Here is a 15,656-nt window from a genome sequence, read left to right as displayed (position 1 = left end):
CGTTGGGGCCCCCCCCGCCCCCCCACTGGGGGGGTGTCGGCCGCCCCCTGCGCGCGCCCCCCCCACCCGGCCGGGGCCCCCCCCGCCGCACGTGCGCCGGGCGGGCCCGATCCGTTCGTCCGGCCAGGTGCCGGTCGCTCAGTCCTGGGTCACTCGCAGTTCGGCCGGCAGCTGCGCTGCGAGATCGCGTCGACGAGCACGGTGCCCAGATCTTCGGGCTTCGACGCCGAGTAGGCGCCGCCCTTCGTGACCTCGGCGATCTTCTGCATGGCGGCGAGATCGGTGTCGGGGCCGAACCCGATCATGATGACCGGCACCGGCTTCGTGCCGTCGTCGGCCTTCTGCAGTTCGGCGAGGAGGGTGTCGAGATCGATGCCGTTCTCGTCTTCGTTCTTGCCGTCGGTGATGAGCAGCACCGCGTTGACCTTCTCGGGGTCGTAGCCCTCGCGCACGCGGTTCACCGCGGCGAGCACGGTGTCGTAGAGTCCGGTCGCGCCGCCAAGCCGATCGGGCAGCGACTGGATGATGCCCGCGATCTGCTGGGTGTGCGCGGCGTCGCCGAGCGGAGCGATCGGGGCGAGCTCCTCGTAGTCGAGGTCGCCGTTGCGCAGGGTCGAGAACGCCCACACGCCGAGGTCGACCTCGCCCGAGAACTTCGAGACGGCGTTCATCGCGGCCTGCTGGAAGATGTCGATGCGCCGCAGGCCGTTCTCGGCAGGCTCCTCCATGGAGCCCGAAACATCGATCACCGAGAGGTAGCGGGCACGGAGCGAGAGCACGCCCCACGTGCGCAGCAGCGTGAGCGCCGTCGCCGAGTCGACGGGCACGACCTGGGCTGCTGGACCCTCGGGTGCGATGCCGAGCGTGTCGATCTCGCCGGTGCCGTCGGCCGTACGGAACCCGGCGGCGCTCAGCCGCTCGGTCGCGGAGGCCGCCGCCTTCTCGAACGCGGCGAGCATGCGCGCGCGATCGGAGGGCGCCTCGGTCGCCGGGGTCTCCTCGGAGCCCTCGGCCGTGTACGACACGGTCTGCACGGCACCGACGGATGCGTCACCGGCCGCGTCGGGCGCCGGCGTCTCGGTCGTGGGGGTCTCCGCCGGGTCGCCCTCGTCGGCCCCGTCGGCCAGCGCGGCAGCCTCGTCGGCGGCGTCGCCCACGAACACGAGCGGGTAGTCGAGCATGAGCGTGCCGTCGGTCGGGTACCCGGCGGTGAGCGTCTCGGTCGGACCGTCGGAGTTGTACTCGGCGACCTGGGCTTCGCTCGTGAGCACGACGCTCGGCGTCGCGGCCGACGAGAGGGCGCCGAACGCGGCGCTCGTCGACGCGGGAATCGACTTGCTGAGCGCGATCATGGCCCCCGCGAGCGGTCTCGGGTCTTCGGCCGGTGCGTGGGCGCCGAGGCCGACGAGGCTCGAGAGGCTCGCGGCCGACGCCTCGGGGTCGGGCAGGATCGCCGGCAGCGTTCCGTCGAGCACCCTGGTCCAGGTGAGCGGCTCGGCCGCGACCTCGGCGGCGTCGGACGCGGTCGTCGCGAACACGACGGGCGACGCGGCGAGGGTGTCGCCGACGTAGGAGTTGGGCGTCGCACGGCCGAGCGAGGCAGCGGTCGCGGCGGCGCGATCGACCCAGACCGCCGACTGCGGCACCCAGGCGTCGGCGTCGAGCCCGCCCGAGGCGAGCACGGCCGAGGTGTCTGCGGACTCCTGCGCGGTGATCTCCGTCGTGACGCACCCTTCGTTGGCGGCGTCGAAGTCGGAGGCGATCGCGGTCAGCACCGACGCGATCGTCGTGTCGGCGACGATGTGCAGCTGTTCGGCGCTCTCGCACTCGGAACCGGCTGCCGCCTGATCGGGGTCGAAGTGCCCGCCGATCCAGAGGTAGACCCCCGACGCGACGACACCGACGACGGCGACTGCGGCGATCACGGACAGGTAGAGACCGCGTCTCGACTTCTTCGTCGGCGCAGTGACGCTGTGACGCCCCACGGACACTCCAAGCTCGACGGCGGCACGGGCGCCGTCGCATCCTTCGGTTCGGGTTCCCCCCGGGTAGGGGGAAGGATTTCGTACAGTGTAGGTTACGCACGCTCCGAGGCGAAAAAAACTCGGGTTCCCTGTGCGACGACGACAGTGATCGTCGCGAGGAGGCGACGGACCTTGACGCCCCGCGCCGCCGACGGTAGGCAGGGCGGAGGGGCGGTGATGACGCAGCGGGTGTTCGACGATCGGCGTGACGCGGGGCGTCGGCTCGCGCACCTGCTCGCCGAGCGCGGCAGCTGGCCCGACACGGTGGTGCTCGGGCTGCCCCGCGGCGGCGTTCCCGTCGCGGCCCCGATCGCCGAGGTGCTCAGCCTGCCGCTCGACGTGCTCGTGGTGCGCAAGCTCGGGCTGCCGCGCCACGAGGAGGTCGCGATGGGGGCGATCGGCGAGCAGGGCGTCCGCGTCGTGAACGAGCAGGTGCTGCGCTTCGAACTCGTCGACGATCGGAGCCTCGCGGGGGTCGAGCGGCGCGAGCGCTCCGAGCTCGAGGCGCGGGTCCGACGCTTCCGCGGCGGGGCGCCCGCGGTCGACCTGACCGACCGCACCGCGCTGCTCGTCGACGACGGGGTGGCGACCGGGGCGACCGCGAAGGCGGCGAGCCTCGTGGCACGGGCGCTCGGCGCGGCATCCGTCGTGCTCGCGGTGCCAGTGGCCGCGCCCGACGCGGCGGTCGACCTGGTCGGGTGGCCCGCGATCGACGAACTCGTGTGCCTCGCGACGCCGGCCGGCTTCATGGCGGTCGGGCAGTCCTACCTCGACTTCACACAGACGACGGATGCCGAGGTGCAGGCGCTGCTCGCCGCGCACCGGTGACGGCGGTCCGCCGACCGATCGGGCTGCCGGTGACTCAGGGCGCCGGCGACTCAGGCTGCCGGCGACGGCCCGCGGAGGCCGACGACCACGGTGCCCCCGCGCTCGTCGTCGTGCCGCACCTCGGCCGTGAGGCCCGCGGACTCGACGAGGGCGCGGGTGGCGGCGGCCTGACGGCGGCTGGTCTCGATGAGGAGCCGGCCGCCGGGCGCGAGCCAGTCGAGGGCGGACGCCGCGACGCGTCGATGCACGTCGAGGCCGTCGCCTCCGCCGTCGAGCGCGATGAGCGCCTCGTGGTCGCGCGCCTCGGGCGGCATCATCGCGATCTCGTCGGTCGGAACGTAGGGCGCGTTCACCGCGAGCACGTCGACCCGGCCGCGGAGGTCCCGGGGCAGCGGCGCGTAGAGGTCGCCCTCGACGACGCGCGCGCCGCGGGGTTCGAGGTTGCGTCGAGCGGCTCGGACAGCCGCCGGGTCGAGGTCGGCCGCGACGAGGTCGACCGGCCCCGCGGCATCCGCGATCACGGCACCGATCGCACCGGCGCCGCAGCAGAGGTCGACGACGACCGCCGGCTGACCGGCACTCGCGACGGCCGACGCGAACCCCGCGGCCGTCTCGGCGAGCAGTTCGGTTCGCCGTCGCGGCACGAACACGCCGGGCTCGAGCAGCACGCGGATGCCGCCGAACTCCGCCCAGCCGAGCAGCTGCTCGAGCGGGTCGCCGGCCACCCGCCGCGCGACGAGCCGCTCGAGCTCGACCGCGGCCTCCGGCGATCGGGCGAGGGCGCCGTCGCCGAACCGTTCGAGCACCGCGCCCTCGAGCAGCGCCGCCTCGTCTTCGGCGAACACGCAGCCCGCGGCGCGCAGGCGCGCGACGAGGTCGGCATCGGGTTCGGCGTCCATCACCCGCATGCTAGCCCGGCACGACCGGGGCGGGACGCACTCCCCTGGCCGGTCGGGTGCACTCCCGTGTGACGGCCGGGGATGCGAGCCGGCCGAGGATGCCCTACGATCATCGGCATGACCACGTCGACCCGCAGCTGGTGGCCCGCCTCCTAGGCGGATCACACGTTTCGACGTACGACGACCGCCCGAGGGCGGTCGTTTCGTGTTTCTGCGGAAGGTTCCGGCCCGAGGGCCTGAAGACCTCCGGAGACCTCATGAACGCACCGCACGCGAACGCCCCGCACGGCGCCCCGCTCCCGACCGACGCGACGCGCCCGACCGACCTGCTCGCCTCCCTCCTCGCCGCGGGCGCCGACGCCCCGTCGTTCGCCGTGATCCGTCACGAGCACGAGCCGGTGCTCGACGTGCTCGTGGGCGACGTCGTCGACGTCGACCTGCTGGGCGAGATCCCGCTCGGCGAGATCCCGCCCGCCGAGACACCGCTCCACGGTTCGCCCGATCGCCCGGAGGTGCTGGCGCTCGTGCCGTTCCGCCAGGTGCGCGAGCGCGGGTTCGCGGCGCACGACGACGGGGCGCCGATCCGCTGCCTCGTGGTTCGCGAACGCGTCTCGCTGCCCGTGGCGGAGGCGATCGAGGCGCTGCCGCGGCATCCGATCGCCGTCGACCTCGACGTCGACGTGAGCGACGAGGCCTACGCCGCCATCGTGCGCCGCGTGATCGACGAGGAGATCGGGCGCGGCGAGGGCGCGAACTTCGTGATCCGGCGCGAGTTCGTCGGCGACACCGACGAGGCACCGGCCGTCGCCGTGCTCGGCTGGCTCCGCGCGCTGCTCGAGCACGAGCGGGGTGCGTACTGGACCTTCGCGGTGCACACGCCGGGGCTCGCGGCCGTGGGGGCGACCCCCGAGCGGCACGTGTCGTCGATCGACGGCCTGGTGTCGATGAACCCGATCAGCGGCACGTTCCGGCACGACGTGCTGACCGAGGCCGACGCCGCCGTCGACTCGCTCGACGAGCGGCTGCTCGCGTTCCTGCACGACGTCAAGGAGCGCGAGGAACTCGTCATGGTGGTCGACGAGGAGCTCAAGATGATGAGCGCGGTGTGCCCCGAGGGCGGGCGCATCCGCGGCCCCTTCCTGAAGCGGATGTCGCGCCTCACCCACACCGAGTACCTGCTCGAGGGGCACTCCGACCTCGACCCCCGCGAGGTGCTGCGCCGCACGATGTTCGCCCCGACCGTCACGGGGTCGCCCATGGGCAACGCCTGCTCGGTCATCGCGCGCCACGAACCGACCGCGCGGGGCTACTACGCCGGTGTCTTCGCGCGCTTCACCCCGACGGCCACCGGGTACGACGTCGACGCCCCGATCCTCATCCGCACGGCCTACGTGCGCGACGGGCGCGTGAGCATCCCCGTGGGCGCGACGCTCGTGCGCCACTCCGACCCGGTCGGCGAGGTCGCCGAGACCCGGGCGAAGGCGGCCGGCATGCTGACCGCGCTCGGCGCCATCCCCCGGGCGGAGGTCGCGGCGCGCCCCTCGACGACCGGCGCGACGACGGCCGACGCTGCCACGACCGGGGCTGCGACGACGGGGGTCGCGATGAGCGGGGCGGCCGTGAGCGGGGCGGCCGTGAGCGGCACTCCCGGGCCGGGCGCTGCCGTCGCCGACCCGCACGCCGACCTGCTCGCGTCGCGCAACGACCACCTCGCGGCGTTCTGGCGGGCACCGCAGCAGGCGCACGAGCCGCGCGGCCTCTCCGCGCTCGTCATCGATGCGAACGACGACTTCACGACGATGCTCGCGCACCAGCTGCGCCACCTGGGGCTCGACGTGCGGCTCGTGCCGTGGCACGAGGCGCCCGACGCGGCATCCGAGGACCTCGTCGTGTTCGGCCCCGGCCCAGGCGACCCGCGCGACGCGAGCGACCCGCGCATCGCGCGCATGCGCGAGCTCATCGCAGCCCGGCTCGAGGCCGAGCGGCCGCTGCTCGCGGTGTGCCTCAGCCATCAGGTGCTCGCCGACCTCGCCGGGCTGCCGCTCGCGCCGCTCGCCGAGCCCCGCCAGGGCGTGCAGCTGCCGGTCGACGTCTTCGGCGAGCGCGCCGCGATCGGGTTCTACAACACGTTCTCGGCCCTCGCCCCCGACGGTTCGACGACGCCCGAGCTCGGCCTCGAGGTCGCCTCGGATGCCTCGACGAACGTCGTGCATGCGCTGCGCGGCCGCGGCGTGGCCTCCGTGCAGGGCCACCTCGAGTCGGTGACCTCGCCCGACGGCCTCGCGCTGCTCGAGCGGCTCGTCGACGGCGTGCTCGCCCCGGCGGCGCTCGTGCCCTAGCCTTCGGGCATGGGCGACGGGCAGGCACGCGACGTGGAGCTCGAACTGTGCCTGCCCACGGGCGAACTGCTGGGCACGACGCCGTCGTTCCGGGCCGACGAGCCCTGGACGCAGTTCGTGCACCCGGTCGTGACGGCCGCACGAGACCAGCTCGGCCTCGACGTCACGGTGCTGCGCCTGCGCGACGTCGAGGCGCGGCCCGCATCGGATGCCGTGCACGTCAGGTACCTCGCGGAGGTCGCGGCGCACCCGGGCGCGACGGCGCCGCTCGCCCCCGTCGACGCCGATGCGGCGACGGCGACGGCGCCCCATGCGCTTCGCATGCCGTGGGCCGAGCCGGGCGGGCCGGCGGCGACCCTGCGCTGGGCCGACGCGACCCTCGCCGAACAGGGCGTCTCGCGCATCGCACCGGCCGAGCAGGTGCGCTCGTGGAACCTCTCGAGCCTGTGGATGCTGCCCACCGACGCAGGATCGGTCTGGCTGAAGCAGGTGCCGCCGTTCTTCGCGCATGAGGGAGCCCTCGTCGAGCGGATGTCGCGGCACGCCGTCCCGCGGGTGCTCGCGCGTCGCGACGACACGGTGCTGCTCGCCGAGATTCCCGGCGAGGACCTCTACGACGCGACCCCCGAGCAGCGCACCACGATGATCGACCTGCTCGTCGCGATGCAGCGCGACTGCGCCGATGACCTCGACCGCCTGCTCGCCATGGGCCTGCCGGACTGGCGCCTGCCGGCACTCGCCGGGCTCGGCGCGCACGCCCTCGAGATCTGGGCGGATCGCCTCCCGCACGAGACCCGAGCGACGGTGGAGTCGCTGATCGCGGGACTCGACGACCGGGCCGGGCGTCTCGACGCGTGCGGCCTGCCCGACACGCTCGTGCACGGCGACTTCCACTCGGGAAACGTGCGGGGCGCCGGACTCGACCTGACCGTGCTCGACTGGGGCGACTCGGGCGTCGGACACCCGCTGCTCGACGTGGCGGCGTTCACCCAGCGCCTGCCCGCAGCCGACGCGACCGCCGCGCGAGCGCATTGGATGCGCCGCTGGTCGGAGACCGGAGCCGATGCCGCCGAGGCGCTCCGACTGCTCGAGCCGGTCGCCGCACTTCGGCAGTCGATCATCTACCAGGGGTTCCTGGAGCGGATCGAGCCCGACGAACGCGTCTACCACCGTGACGACCCCGTGCCGTGGCTCACGCAGGCGGCCTCGCTCGCGGGCTGACGCACTGCGGCGATCGGACGCGTCGCGCGGTGCACCCGGCGCGGCCGGGCCCGATCCGTCGAGGCGGGTTCAGACGGCCGGATTCAGTCGGACCGGGCTCGGCCGGGTCGGGCTCAGCCGAGCGCGATCACGGCGTCGCGCGTCGCGTCGTCGAGCGGGCGATCGGCGAAGACGAGGCGCTCGAGGTGCGTCGTGTCGTCTGGCGAGGCCGGCGCGACGCTCGAGGCTCCCTGCCACACGAGGTCGAGGTCGAGACGCTCGAGCACCCGGATCGAGGCCGGGTTGTTCGCGAGCACGCGAGCCGTCACCGGTGCCTCGGGCCTGGTGTCGCGCGCCGCGTCGAGGCACACGCGCGCCGCTTCGCCGGCGAGCCCGTGGCCCCAGGCCTCCGGCGCGAACCGGTAGCCCAGGTTCCACGCACCGAACGCGAGCATCGCCGCCCCGGCCGACCCGATGAACGAGCCCGGCGGGAGGTCGCCGACGGGCTCCCGGAGCACCACAGCGCAGTGCCCGAAGCCGAACTCGCGACGACTCGCCATGGATCGTTCGATCGCCCGGGCCGACTCGCCGCGGCTCGTGTGCACGCCACCGGGCAGGTGCTCCCAGGTGCGGAGGTCGCCGTAGACGCGGAAGTAGTCGTCGACGTGGTCGAGGGTCAGCGGGGTGAGCAGCAGGCGGTCGGTGTGCAGTTCGTCGGTCATCGCCGTTCAGTGTGGCAGCAGCATCCGACATCGGCGATCGCCCGCGCGTCGGGGCCGCGTGCCGCCTGTGCCGATCGCGCCGGGCTGCCCCCTGACGGCCCCAGCGAGGTCACTTCAGCAGACGCGAGAGCACCCGGTCGGCCAGTGGTTTGCCGCCGGTCTGGCAGGTCGGGCAGTACTGGAACGTCGAGTCGGCGAAGCGCACCTCGCGCACGGTGTCGCCGCACACGGGGCAGGCCTGGCCGGTGCGGCCGTGCACCTGCATGCCGCGTCGCTTCGCGTCTTTGAGGTCGGCCGGCGGACGACCGGATGCCACGGCCACCGCCTCGGCGAGCGTGTCGCGGAGCGCGGCGAAGAGGGTCTCGACCTGCTCGGGCGTGAGCTTCGCCGCGAGCGCGTACGGCGACATCCGGGCCGCGTGCAGGATCTCGTCGGAGTAGGCGTTGCCGATGCCCGCGAACACCGACTGATCGCGCAGCACCCCCTTGATCTGGGTGCGACGGCCGTCGAGCACGGCCCGGAAGTCGTCGAGCGTGAAGTCGGGAGCGGTCGGGTCGGGACCCAACCGCGCGACACCCGGAACCTCGGCCGGATCGCGCACGACCGAGACGGCGAGGGACTTCTTGGTGCCCGCCTCGGTGAGGTCGAACCCTGCACCGTCGTCGAGCCGCACGCGCAGCGCGATGGGCCCCTTGCCGGGTTTCAGCACGGTCTTCGGCACCTCGTCGAACCACCGCAGCCATCCGGCCCTCGCGAGATGGAAGACGAGGTGCACCGGCTCGGTGCGATCGCCGGAACCTCCGACGGTCAGGTCGATGAACTTGCCGTGGCGGTCGACCGCCGTGATGGTGCCGCCCGCAAGCGCCGAGAGCGGCGGATCGTAGGTCTTGAGCGCCGAGATGGCCGTGATCGCGGCCGAGGCGACCGCATGGCCGACCGCGCGCTCGCGGAGGAACACGGTGAGCGCTTCGACCTCTGGCAGTTCGGGCACGGTCCCCATGCTGCCACCGACGTGCGACGCGGGCCAGCGATCCGGCGGCGACGGGATCGCCGCGCCCGAGCCGGCTCGGGACGCATGCCGCGTGGCGGGTTCGTCGTTCGGCGCCGTTCCCTCGGGGCGCCGCCGCGATTAGGGTCGAGTCATGCCGAACGAGCAGCGCAGCGACATCCGCGTCTTCACCCTTCCCGTCGAAGGCGAGCCGATCTCGACCGAAGACGACGCGATCGACCTCATCGGCAGCACGTGGTCGCACGAGGCGAAGACCGCCGCCGTGCCCGTCGAGCGCCTCGACCCGGCGTTCTTCGACCTCAGCACGGGTCTCGCCGGGGCGTTCACGCAGAAGCTCGTGAACTATCGCCTGCGCCTCGCGATCGTCGGCGACGTGAGCGAGCACACCGAGGCGAGCCGGGCCCTCCGCGACTACGTCTGGGAGTCGAACCGCGGCGACCAGGTGTGGTTCGTGCGCGATGCGGCCGAGCTCTCGCAGCGCCTCGACGCCGCCAGCTGATCGCAGCGGCGCGGGTCCTCCCACCGACGAACGGTCTCGAATGGCGATTCCATCGACGTGAACGTCGCCATCCGCGACCGTTCGAGCGGATGCCGCAGGGCTCGAGCCCGAACAACTGTTCAAATGTCGGTGGGTAGTGAGAACCTCTCACTATGAAGACGATCGAGCTGCGGCAGGCCCGCCACCTCGAGGTGGGCGACACCCTCGTGAACGTCGCCGGCCATGTCTACGAGGTCACGAAGGTGACCCGTGTCGGCCGGGGCATCCGCGTGCAGTACCTCACCTCCGAGGGTCACGCCGGCCGGTTCACCGCGGCCCCCGAGTCGCTCAGCCGGGTCTACGCCTCGTCGCGGCCCGCGCCGATGTCGGCCTGAGGGCACCGCACGTCGCAGGCGCCGCACGTCGCAAGATGCCTCACGGTCGTGGGCACCGTACGGTCGGGCGCCGGCCGCCGCGTGCGATGCACACGACCGCGGCACCGCGGCCTCACGCCTCCTTGAGCGGCAGGTGCTCGCCGTCGGTCTGACAGGTCGGGCAGTACTGCGCGGTCGTGCTTGCGAACGAGAAGTCGGCGATCGTGTCGCCGCAGACCGGGCACGCCTCCCCCGCCCGGCCGTGCGCCCGCATCGCCGCGACCTTCGCCGCCTTCAGCCCGGCGATCGGCACGCCCCGCCGTTCTGAGACGGCGGCGCCGATCACGCCGACTGTCGCATCGAACAACCGATCGAGCGCGTCTCCGCCGAGCGCCGCGGCATGCCCGACCGGCGAGACGCGTGCGCGATGCAGGATCTCGTCGGAGTAGGCGTTGCCGATGCCCGCGAGCGACTCCTGCTCCTGCAGCACGGCCTTGACCTGCTTGCGACGCCCGACGAGGGCGGCGTCGAAGTCGGCCCGGCTGAATCCCTCGACCGCGGGGTCGGGCCCGAGCTTGGCGACCGCCGGCACTTCGAACGGATCGTCGACGACCCAGCAGCCGAGCGAGACCCACGATCCGGCGTCGGTGAGGTCGAGCGCCGCACCGTCGTCGAACACGAGCGTCGCGAGCGTGACGGGCGTCGCCGTCGGGTCGTCTGGCGCCTGCACCGTCGCCGACGGGTCGGCTGCGGCCTCCGAGGAGTCAGCCGTCTGCTGCGGCCCAGCCCACCGGGCCCACCCGTGACGACCGAGCGAGACCACCAGGTGGCCCGCTTCACCGAAGGCGAGGTCGAGCAGCTTGCCGTGCCGTGCGACGCTGCGGACGACCGAGCCGATGAGCGACTCGGGCGGCCTGCCGCGCGTCTTCGTGATGCGGAACTCGACCACGTCGACATCGACGAGCGTGCGCCCGTCCAAGCGGGCGTCGAGTTCTTCGGCCAGGACCTGCACCTCAGGCGACTCGGGCATGCGGCCAGCCTCGCACAGGCCGCCGACGTCCGACAGGGGTCGGGCGCAGCGCGGCACGCGTCTCCCGAGAAGCATCGGTCCAAGGTCGCCCGTGACCGCTACGCTCTCGCTGTGGACCCGAACACCGCACGCCAGGTGCTGCGCATCTTCCCCGACGCCCCGCTCACCGCCGACCTCGTCGAACGCGCCTTCGCAGGCGAGTCGGGGCGAACGCATGCCACGCCCGCCGAGCCGGAGTCCGCGAACCACGGCGACGACCTGCAGGCGGCGCGAGCCGCGCTGCTCGCCGAGATCGCCGCCGAGCAGGCGCCCCCGTCTCTTGACGGGTTCTTCGCCGCCGCCGCTGCGCCCGCCCCGCGGATCCGCACCCGGCTCGGCGCGGGTGCGATCATCGGGATCGTGCTGGCGTGCATGCTGACGGTCGCGACGTGGGCGGGTGGAGCCGTCGCCCTCGTCATGGTGCTCGATCGTGCCGGCTCGGAGCTCGCGGCATCCGATGTCGATCCCAGGTCGGATGCCTTCGAGGACACGTCCTGGTCCGACCGGATGACCGCGCGCGAAACGGGGTTCACCTTCCCGTCCGCGCTCGAGGTCTACGCCGACGGCCGCTACGACGACCTCTGCTCCGACATCTACGAGCGCGGATGCTGGGAGCTCGACGTGATCCCCGAGCGGGCGTGCGCCGACCTGAAGGTCGAGATCGGGCTCAGCAACGACGAGCTGAGCGACTACCCGGACGAGACCAGGGTCAGCTTCGTCGGCGCCGCAGAAGCGTTCGAACGCGTGCCGCTGGTGTACGGCGAAGACGAGTACACGTACGGGTGGATCACCGACGTGACCTGCGAGCAGAGCGCGACGGCCTGATCACGCCGTACGCGCGATCAGGTCGCGCGGAGCAGGATCTCAGCAGTCGCAGGGCCCGACCCGATCAGCTCCCGAACGAGATCACGAGCGCGGTCGAGCGCGACTCGGGGTCGCGCGCCTCCCGTGCCGTGCGGATCTCGCGATACCGGTCGCCGTACTTCGCGGTGAGTGCGTCGTCGAGCACCGTGCGCACCTCGGTGCTGTCGTCGATCGACGCGTCGGCGTCGAAGAAGGTCGCGCCGGCATCGAGCCCGCCCCGGACGTCGGATGCGACGAGCTGCACCCGTGCGGTATGGGCGATGCGCTTGACCTTGCCCGACGCCGCGACGGTCGTGACGAGCAGGCGTTCGCCGTCGCGCACGACCCAGACGGGGGTGTGCACGGCCTCGCCGGTGCGGCGGAAGGTCGTGAGGCGGATGTAGGGCGAGTCACCGAGCTCGAGGAACGCGTCGAGCTCGGTGCCGGTGTTGGAGGTCATCCGAAGATCTTCCCCCAGATTCTCGTGCCGACCCACGCGAGCGAGTTGAACGCCGGTCCGGCGTGGCGCGCCGGCCCGGCCGTCGTCGCTCGATCTCGAGATCTCGCAGTCTGCGTGCCCGGCCGCATCGCGTGCGTGGCCCAACCGCTACGCTCGCGCTGTGCACCCGAACACGGCGCGGCAGGTGCTGCGCATCTTCCCTGACGCCCCGCTCACCGCCGACCTGATCGAGCGTGCCTTCACAGGCGAGTCCGCGACTCACGATCCGTCGCGGTATGCGGATCCCGAGCAGCGCCGACGGGCCGTGGCCTGGACCGAGACGCTGCAGGCGGCTCGAGCCGCGCTGCTCACTGCGATCGATGCGGCGGAACGTGCCCCGGGTGCGGTGTCGGCCTGGCCGGGCGCACCGGTGGTGCCTTCGTCCGATCCGATCGAATCCATCCCGTCCCGGCCGACCGGGCAGTCTCCGACGAACGTACCCGTTGCGGCGCCTTCTCCGGAGGAGACGGCCGAACCATCCGGTCGACGCCGCAGGTTGCGCTGGCCGGTCGTGACGACGATCATCGCCGGATCGCTCGCCGTGCTCGCCCTGATCTCGCTCGCTGCCGTCGGCGCAGGGCGGCTCGTCATCGCGGCGGTCGACGAGACGCGGCAGACGTACGAGCGCCCGACGGTCACGCGGTACGAGTCCGACTCCACCCGGTACGGCTTCCCGGCCGCCCTCGAGTACTACTCCGACGGTCGATACGACGACCTCTGCGAAGCTGCTTGGCAGCGCTGCTGGCAAGCAGCACTGTTCACGGAATCAGATTGCGAGCGACTGCACGTGCTCATCGCGTTCAGCGACGAACCGAACCGGCAGTCGAGCACAGCCGGATCGACCCAGCAGATCGAACACGTTGTGGGCAACGAACCGACGCCGGTGGTGTTCGGGAACGACGACCACGCGTACGCCCACGCCTGGGTGGAGGAAGTCACCTGCTTGCAGTATCGGATCCCGTGAACGCGAGCAGCGCGAAAGGACACGACCTCAGGCGGCTCGCCGGGCGACGGCCACGAGATCGTCGAGCAGTTCGCGCCCCTCGGCCCACTCGCCGAGGCCGCTCGCGGCGTTGATGTGGCCGAGCGGGCCGACCGAGACGAACCCGGCACTGACCGCCTCGGCGAACCCGGCGGCGTAGGCGCGGCTGCCGTACGGGTCGTCGTCGCTGGCCACCACGAGCGCGGGCAGGCCGAGCGGATGCCGCCCGATCCGGGCGAACTCGAGGGCCTCGGCTGGGTAGGCGGCACCGTCGGGGTCGGGCGGGGCGACGAGCAGCACGGCCGTCGCCCGGTCGGGAGTGCGCGAGAGCCACTCCGCGGCCACGAGGCATCCCATGCTGTGTGCGACGACGACCGCATCGGGTCCGGCCTCGCCGCTCGCCCGGTCGAGTGCGGCGAGCCAGTCGTCGAGCCGCGGCTCGTCCCACGAGGAGGGTGCGATCCGCACGGCATCTCCGAGATCCTGCTGCCAGAGCGTCTGCCAGTGCGCGGGTCCGGAGCCGCCGATGCCGGGCACGATGAGGTGGGTCATGCCGGTATGCTGCCCGATCGCGCGCGCGGCGGCACCTCGTGTGACTGCCGGTGTCCGCAGATTTCCTGCCGTTGCGGGCCGAGGGCTCCCCTACAGGCCCGTCGGGCGCTCAGCTCTCGCTGACGCGTCCGCCCTCGACATGCCAGCGGCGGTCGAGGTTCACGTGCTCGAGCATGCGGCGGTCGTGGGTGACGAGCAGGAGGGTGCCCTCGTACCCGTCGAGCGCCTGCTCGAGCTGCTCGATCGCGGGCAGGTCGAGGTGGTTCGTGGGCTCGTCGAGCACGAGCACGTTGACGCCGCGCGCCTGGAGCAGGGCCATGCCCGCTCGCGTGCGCTCGCCCGGCGAGAGCTCGTCGACGGGTCGCAGCACGTGGTCGGCCTTGAGCCCGAACTTCGCGAGCAGCGTGCGCACCTCGCCGGAGGCCAGCTCGGGCACCAACGCCTCGAATGCGTCGGCGAGCGGCCGGTCGCCGACGAAGAGCGAGCGTGCCTGGTCGATCTCGCCGATCGCGACCGAGGAGCCGAGGCTCGCACGGCCCTCGTCGGGTGCGATGCGGCCGAGCAGCAGTCCGAGCAGCGTCGACTTGCCCGCGCCGTTCGGGCCCGTGATGCCGATGCGGTCGCCGCCCGACACCTGCAGCGACACCGGTCCGAGCGTGAAGCCGCCCCGGGTGACGGATGCCGCGTCGAGCGTCGCGACCACGGCCGACGACCTGGGTGCCTGGCCGATCGTGAACTCGAGCTTCCACTCCTTGCGCGGCTCCTCGACCTCGTCGAGGCGCGCGATGCGGCTCTCCATCTGCCGCACCTTCTGCGCCTGCTTCTCGCTGGACTCGGTCGCGGCCTTGCGGCGGATCTTGTCGTTGTCGGGCGACTTCTTCATGGCGTTGCGAACGCCCTGGCTCGACCACTCGCGCTGCACGCGCGCTCGGGCCACGAGATCGGCCTTCTTCGACGCGAACTCCTCGTAGTCCTCGCGCGCGTGCCGGCGCACGGTCTCGCGCTCGTCGAGGTAGGCGTCGTACCCGCCGCCGTAGAGCCGGTTGGAGTGCTGCGCGAGGTCGAGCTCCAGCACCTTGGTGACGGTGCGCGCGAGGAACTCGCGATCGTGGCTCACGAGCACCACGCCGCCGCGCAGGCCGGCCACGAACGACTCGAGTCGGGCCAGGCCGTCGAGGTCGAGGTCGTTCGTGGGTTCGTCGAGCAGCACGATGTCGAAGCGCGAGCAGATGAGCGCGGCGAGGCCGACGCGTGCGGCCTGCCCGCCCGAGAGCCCCGTCATGGGCGAGTCGGGCGTGATCGCGTGCGCCCCGTCGGTGCTGTCGGTGCTGTCGGTGCCGTCGACTGCAGTCGGCGTCGCGAGCCCCAGCTCGGCGAGCACGGCGGGCAGCCGCTCGTCGAGGTCCGCAGCCCCGGAGGCGAGCCAGCGCTCGAGGGCCACCGAGTACTCCTCGCCGGGGTCGACCCCCGCGGGCGGTTCGGGCAGGGCGAGCAGTTCGGCCGCGGCATCCATTCGAGCGGATGCCTCGGCGCACCCCGTGCGACGTGCGACGTACTGCGCGACCGTCTCGCCCTCGACGCGCTCGTGCTCCTGCGGCAGCCAGCCGACGAAGGCGTCGGACGGTGCCAGCGACACGGCGCCCGCGATGGGTGCGATCGCACCGCCGAGGATGCCGAGCAGCGTCGACTTTCCGGCGCCGTTGGCCCCGACGACGCCGATGACGTCGCCTGGCGCGACCGTGAGGTCGAGGTCGTCGAACAGCGTGCGGTGGGCGTATCCGCCGGCGAGGCCCTGGGCCACGAGGGTTGCAGTCACCGGACAACCCTAGCCAGCGCGG

Annotated in this window: 15 protein-coding genes; 7 read left to right on the top strand and 8 right to left on the bottom strand. The window is 72.8% G+C overall.

Going from position 1 to position 15,656, the window contains the following annotated elements; translation table 11 throughout:
* Positions 1–149: 149 nt before the first annotated feature.
* Positions 150–1,985, bottom strand: coding sequence for a VWA domain-containing protein (locus tag ACFVS8_RS19500; RefSeq protein WP_387066240.1), 1,836 nt, complete (start codon positions 1,983–1,985; stop codon positions 150–152).
* Between the two features lie 216 nt (positions 1,986–2,201).
* Here ACFVS8_RS19500 and ACFVS8_RS19495 point away from each other — a divergent pair, with 216 nt between their 5' ends.
* A complete protein-coding gene (locus ACFVS8_RS19495) occupies positions 2,202–2,852 on the top strand; it encodes a phosphoribosyltransferase (protein WP_387066237.1) in 651 nt (216 codons plus the stop codon).
* 50 nt (positions 2,853–2,902) lie between these two features.
* Here ACFVS8_RS19495 and ACFVS8_RS19490 read toward each other — a convergent pair whose 3' ends face one another.
* Positions 2,903–3,751 carry a putative protein N(5)-glutamine methyltransferase gene (locus ACFVS8_RS19490; RefSeq protein ID WP_387066234.1) on the bottom strand — a complete coding sequence of 283 codons (849 nt, stop codon included), beginning with the start codon at positions 3,749–3,751 and terminating at the stop codon, positions 2,903–2,905.
* Positions 3,752–4,008: 257 nt separating this feature from the next.
* Between ACFVS8_RS19490 and ACFVS8_RS19485 the strand changes: the two genes are divergently transcribed.
* Together ACFVS8_RS19485 and ACFVS8_RS19480 are read left to right on the top strand one after the other, a co-directional pair.
* Positions 4,009–6,090, top strand: coding sequence for an anthranilate synthase family protein (locus ACFVS8_RS19485; RefSeq protein WP_387066232.1), 2,082 nt, complete (start codon positions 4,009–4,011; stop codon positions 6,088–6,090).
* A gap of 9 nt (positions 6,091–6,099) precedes the next feature.
* On the top strand, positions 6,100–7,311 hold the full coding sequence (locus tag ACFVS8_RS19480) for a phosphotransferase (protein WP_387066230.1): 1,212 nt from the start codon (positions 6,100–6,102) through the stop codon (positions 7,309–7,311).
* Positions 7,312–7,424: 113 nt separating this feature from the next.
* On the opposite strand, the gene ACFVS8_RS19475 is transcribed toward ACFVS8_RS19480, so the two are convergent.
* A complete protein-coding gene (locus ACFVS8_RS19475) occupies positions 7,425–8,012 on the bottom strand; it encodes a GNAT family N-acetyltransferase (protein WP_387066227.1) in 588 nt (195 codons plus the stop codon).
* Positions 8,013–8,121: 109 nt separating this feature from the next.
* Positions 8,122–9,003 (bottom strand): Fpg/Nei family DNA glycosylase, encoded by an 882-nt coding sequence (locus ACFVS8_RS19470; RefSeq protein ID WP_387066224.1) that lies wholly within the window; start codon positions 9,001–9,003, stop codon positions 8,122–8,124.
* Between the two features lie 151 nt (positions 9,004–9,154).
* Between ACFVS8_RS19470 and ACFVS8_RS19465 the strand changes: the two genes are divergently transcribed.
* On the top strand, positions 9,155–9,520 hold the full coding sequence (locus ACFVS8_RS19465) for a DUF4180 domain-containing protein (protein ID WP_387066221.1): 366 nt from the start codon (positions 9,155–9,157) through the stop codon (positions 9,518–9,520).
* A 152-nt stretch (positions 9,521–9,672) separates the two neighbouring features.
* On the top strand, positions 9,673–9,894 hold the full coding sequence (locus ACFVS8_RS19460; protein WP_387066219.1) for a hypothetical protein: 222 nt from the start codon (positions 9,673–9,675) through the stop codon (positions 9,892–9,894).
* 112 nt (positions 9,895–10,006) lie between these two features.
* On the opposite strand, the gene ACFVS8_RS19455 is transcribed toward ACFVS8_RS19460, so the two are convergent.
* Positions 10,007–10,903 (bottom strand): DNA-formamidopyrimidine glycosylase family protein, encoded by an 897-nt coding sequence (locus ACFVS8_RS19455; RefSeq protein ID WP_387066216.1) that lies wholly within the window; start codon positions 10,901–10,903, stop codon positions 10,007–10,009.
* Positions 10,904–11,014: 111 nt separating this feature from the next.
* Between ACFVS8_RS19455 and ACFVS8_RS19450 the strand changes: the two genes are divergently transcribed.
* Positions 11,015–11,767 (top strand): hypothetical protein, encoded by a 753-nt coding sequence (locus ACFVS8_RS19450; protein WP_387066213.1) that lies wholly within the window; start codon positions 11,015–11,017, stop codon positions 11,765–11,767.
* 64 nt (positions 11,768–11,831) lie between these two features.
* Here the strand turns inward: ACFVS8_RS19450 and ACFVS8_RS19445 are convergent, their stop codons facing one another.
* A complete protein-coding gene (locus ACFVS8_RS19445) occupies positions 11,832–12,245 on the bottom strand; it encodes a PPOX class F420-dependent oxidoreductase (protein ID WP_387066211.1) in 414 nt (137 codons plus the stop codon).
* 550 nt (positions 12,246–12,795) lie between these two features.
* On the opposite strand from ACFVS8_RS19445, the gene ACFVS8_RS19440 reads away from it, so the two are divergent.
* Positions 12,796–13,248: a hypothetical protein gene (locus ACFVS8_RS19440; RefSeq protein WP_387066208.1), complete on the top strand. Its 453-nt coding sequence runs from the start codon at positions 12,796–12,798 to the stop codon at positions 13,246–13,248.
* A gap of 27 nt (positions 13,249–13,275) precedes the next feature.
* On the opposite strand, the gene ACFVS8_RS19435 is transcribed toward ACFVS8_RS19440, so the two are convergent.
* Positions 13,276–13,818: an RBBP9/YdeN family alpha/beta hydrolase gene (locus tag ACFVS8_RS19435; RefSeq protein ID WP_387066205.1), complete on the bottom strand. Its 543-nt coding sequence runs from the start codon at positions 13,816–13,818 to the stop codon at positions 13,276–13,278.
* A 109-nt stretch (positions 13,819–13,927) separates the two neighbouring features.
* Positions 13,928–15,634 (bottom strand): ABC-F family ATP-binding cassette domain-containing protein, encoded by a 1,707-nt coding sequence (locus ACFVS8_RS19430; RefSeq protein ID WP_387066202.1) that lies wholly within the window; start codon positions 15,632–15,634, stop codon positions 13,928–13,930.
* Positions 15,635–15,656: the final 22 nt, after the last annotated feature.

It is taken from the genome of Agromyces sp. NPDC058110 (assembly GCF_042884735.1).
Taxonomy (GTDB): Bacteria; Actinomycetota; Actinomycetes; order Actinomycetales; family Microbacteriaceae; genus Agromyces.
Note: the sequence above shows the minus strand (reverse complement) of the source record. Positions and strands in the feature narration are given on the sequence as shown.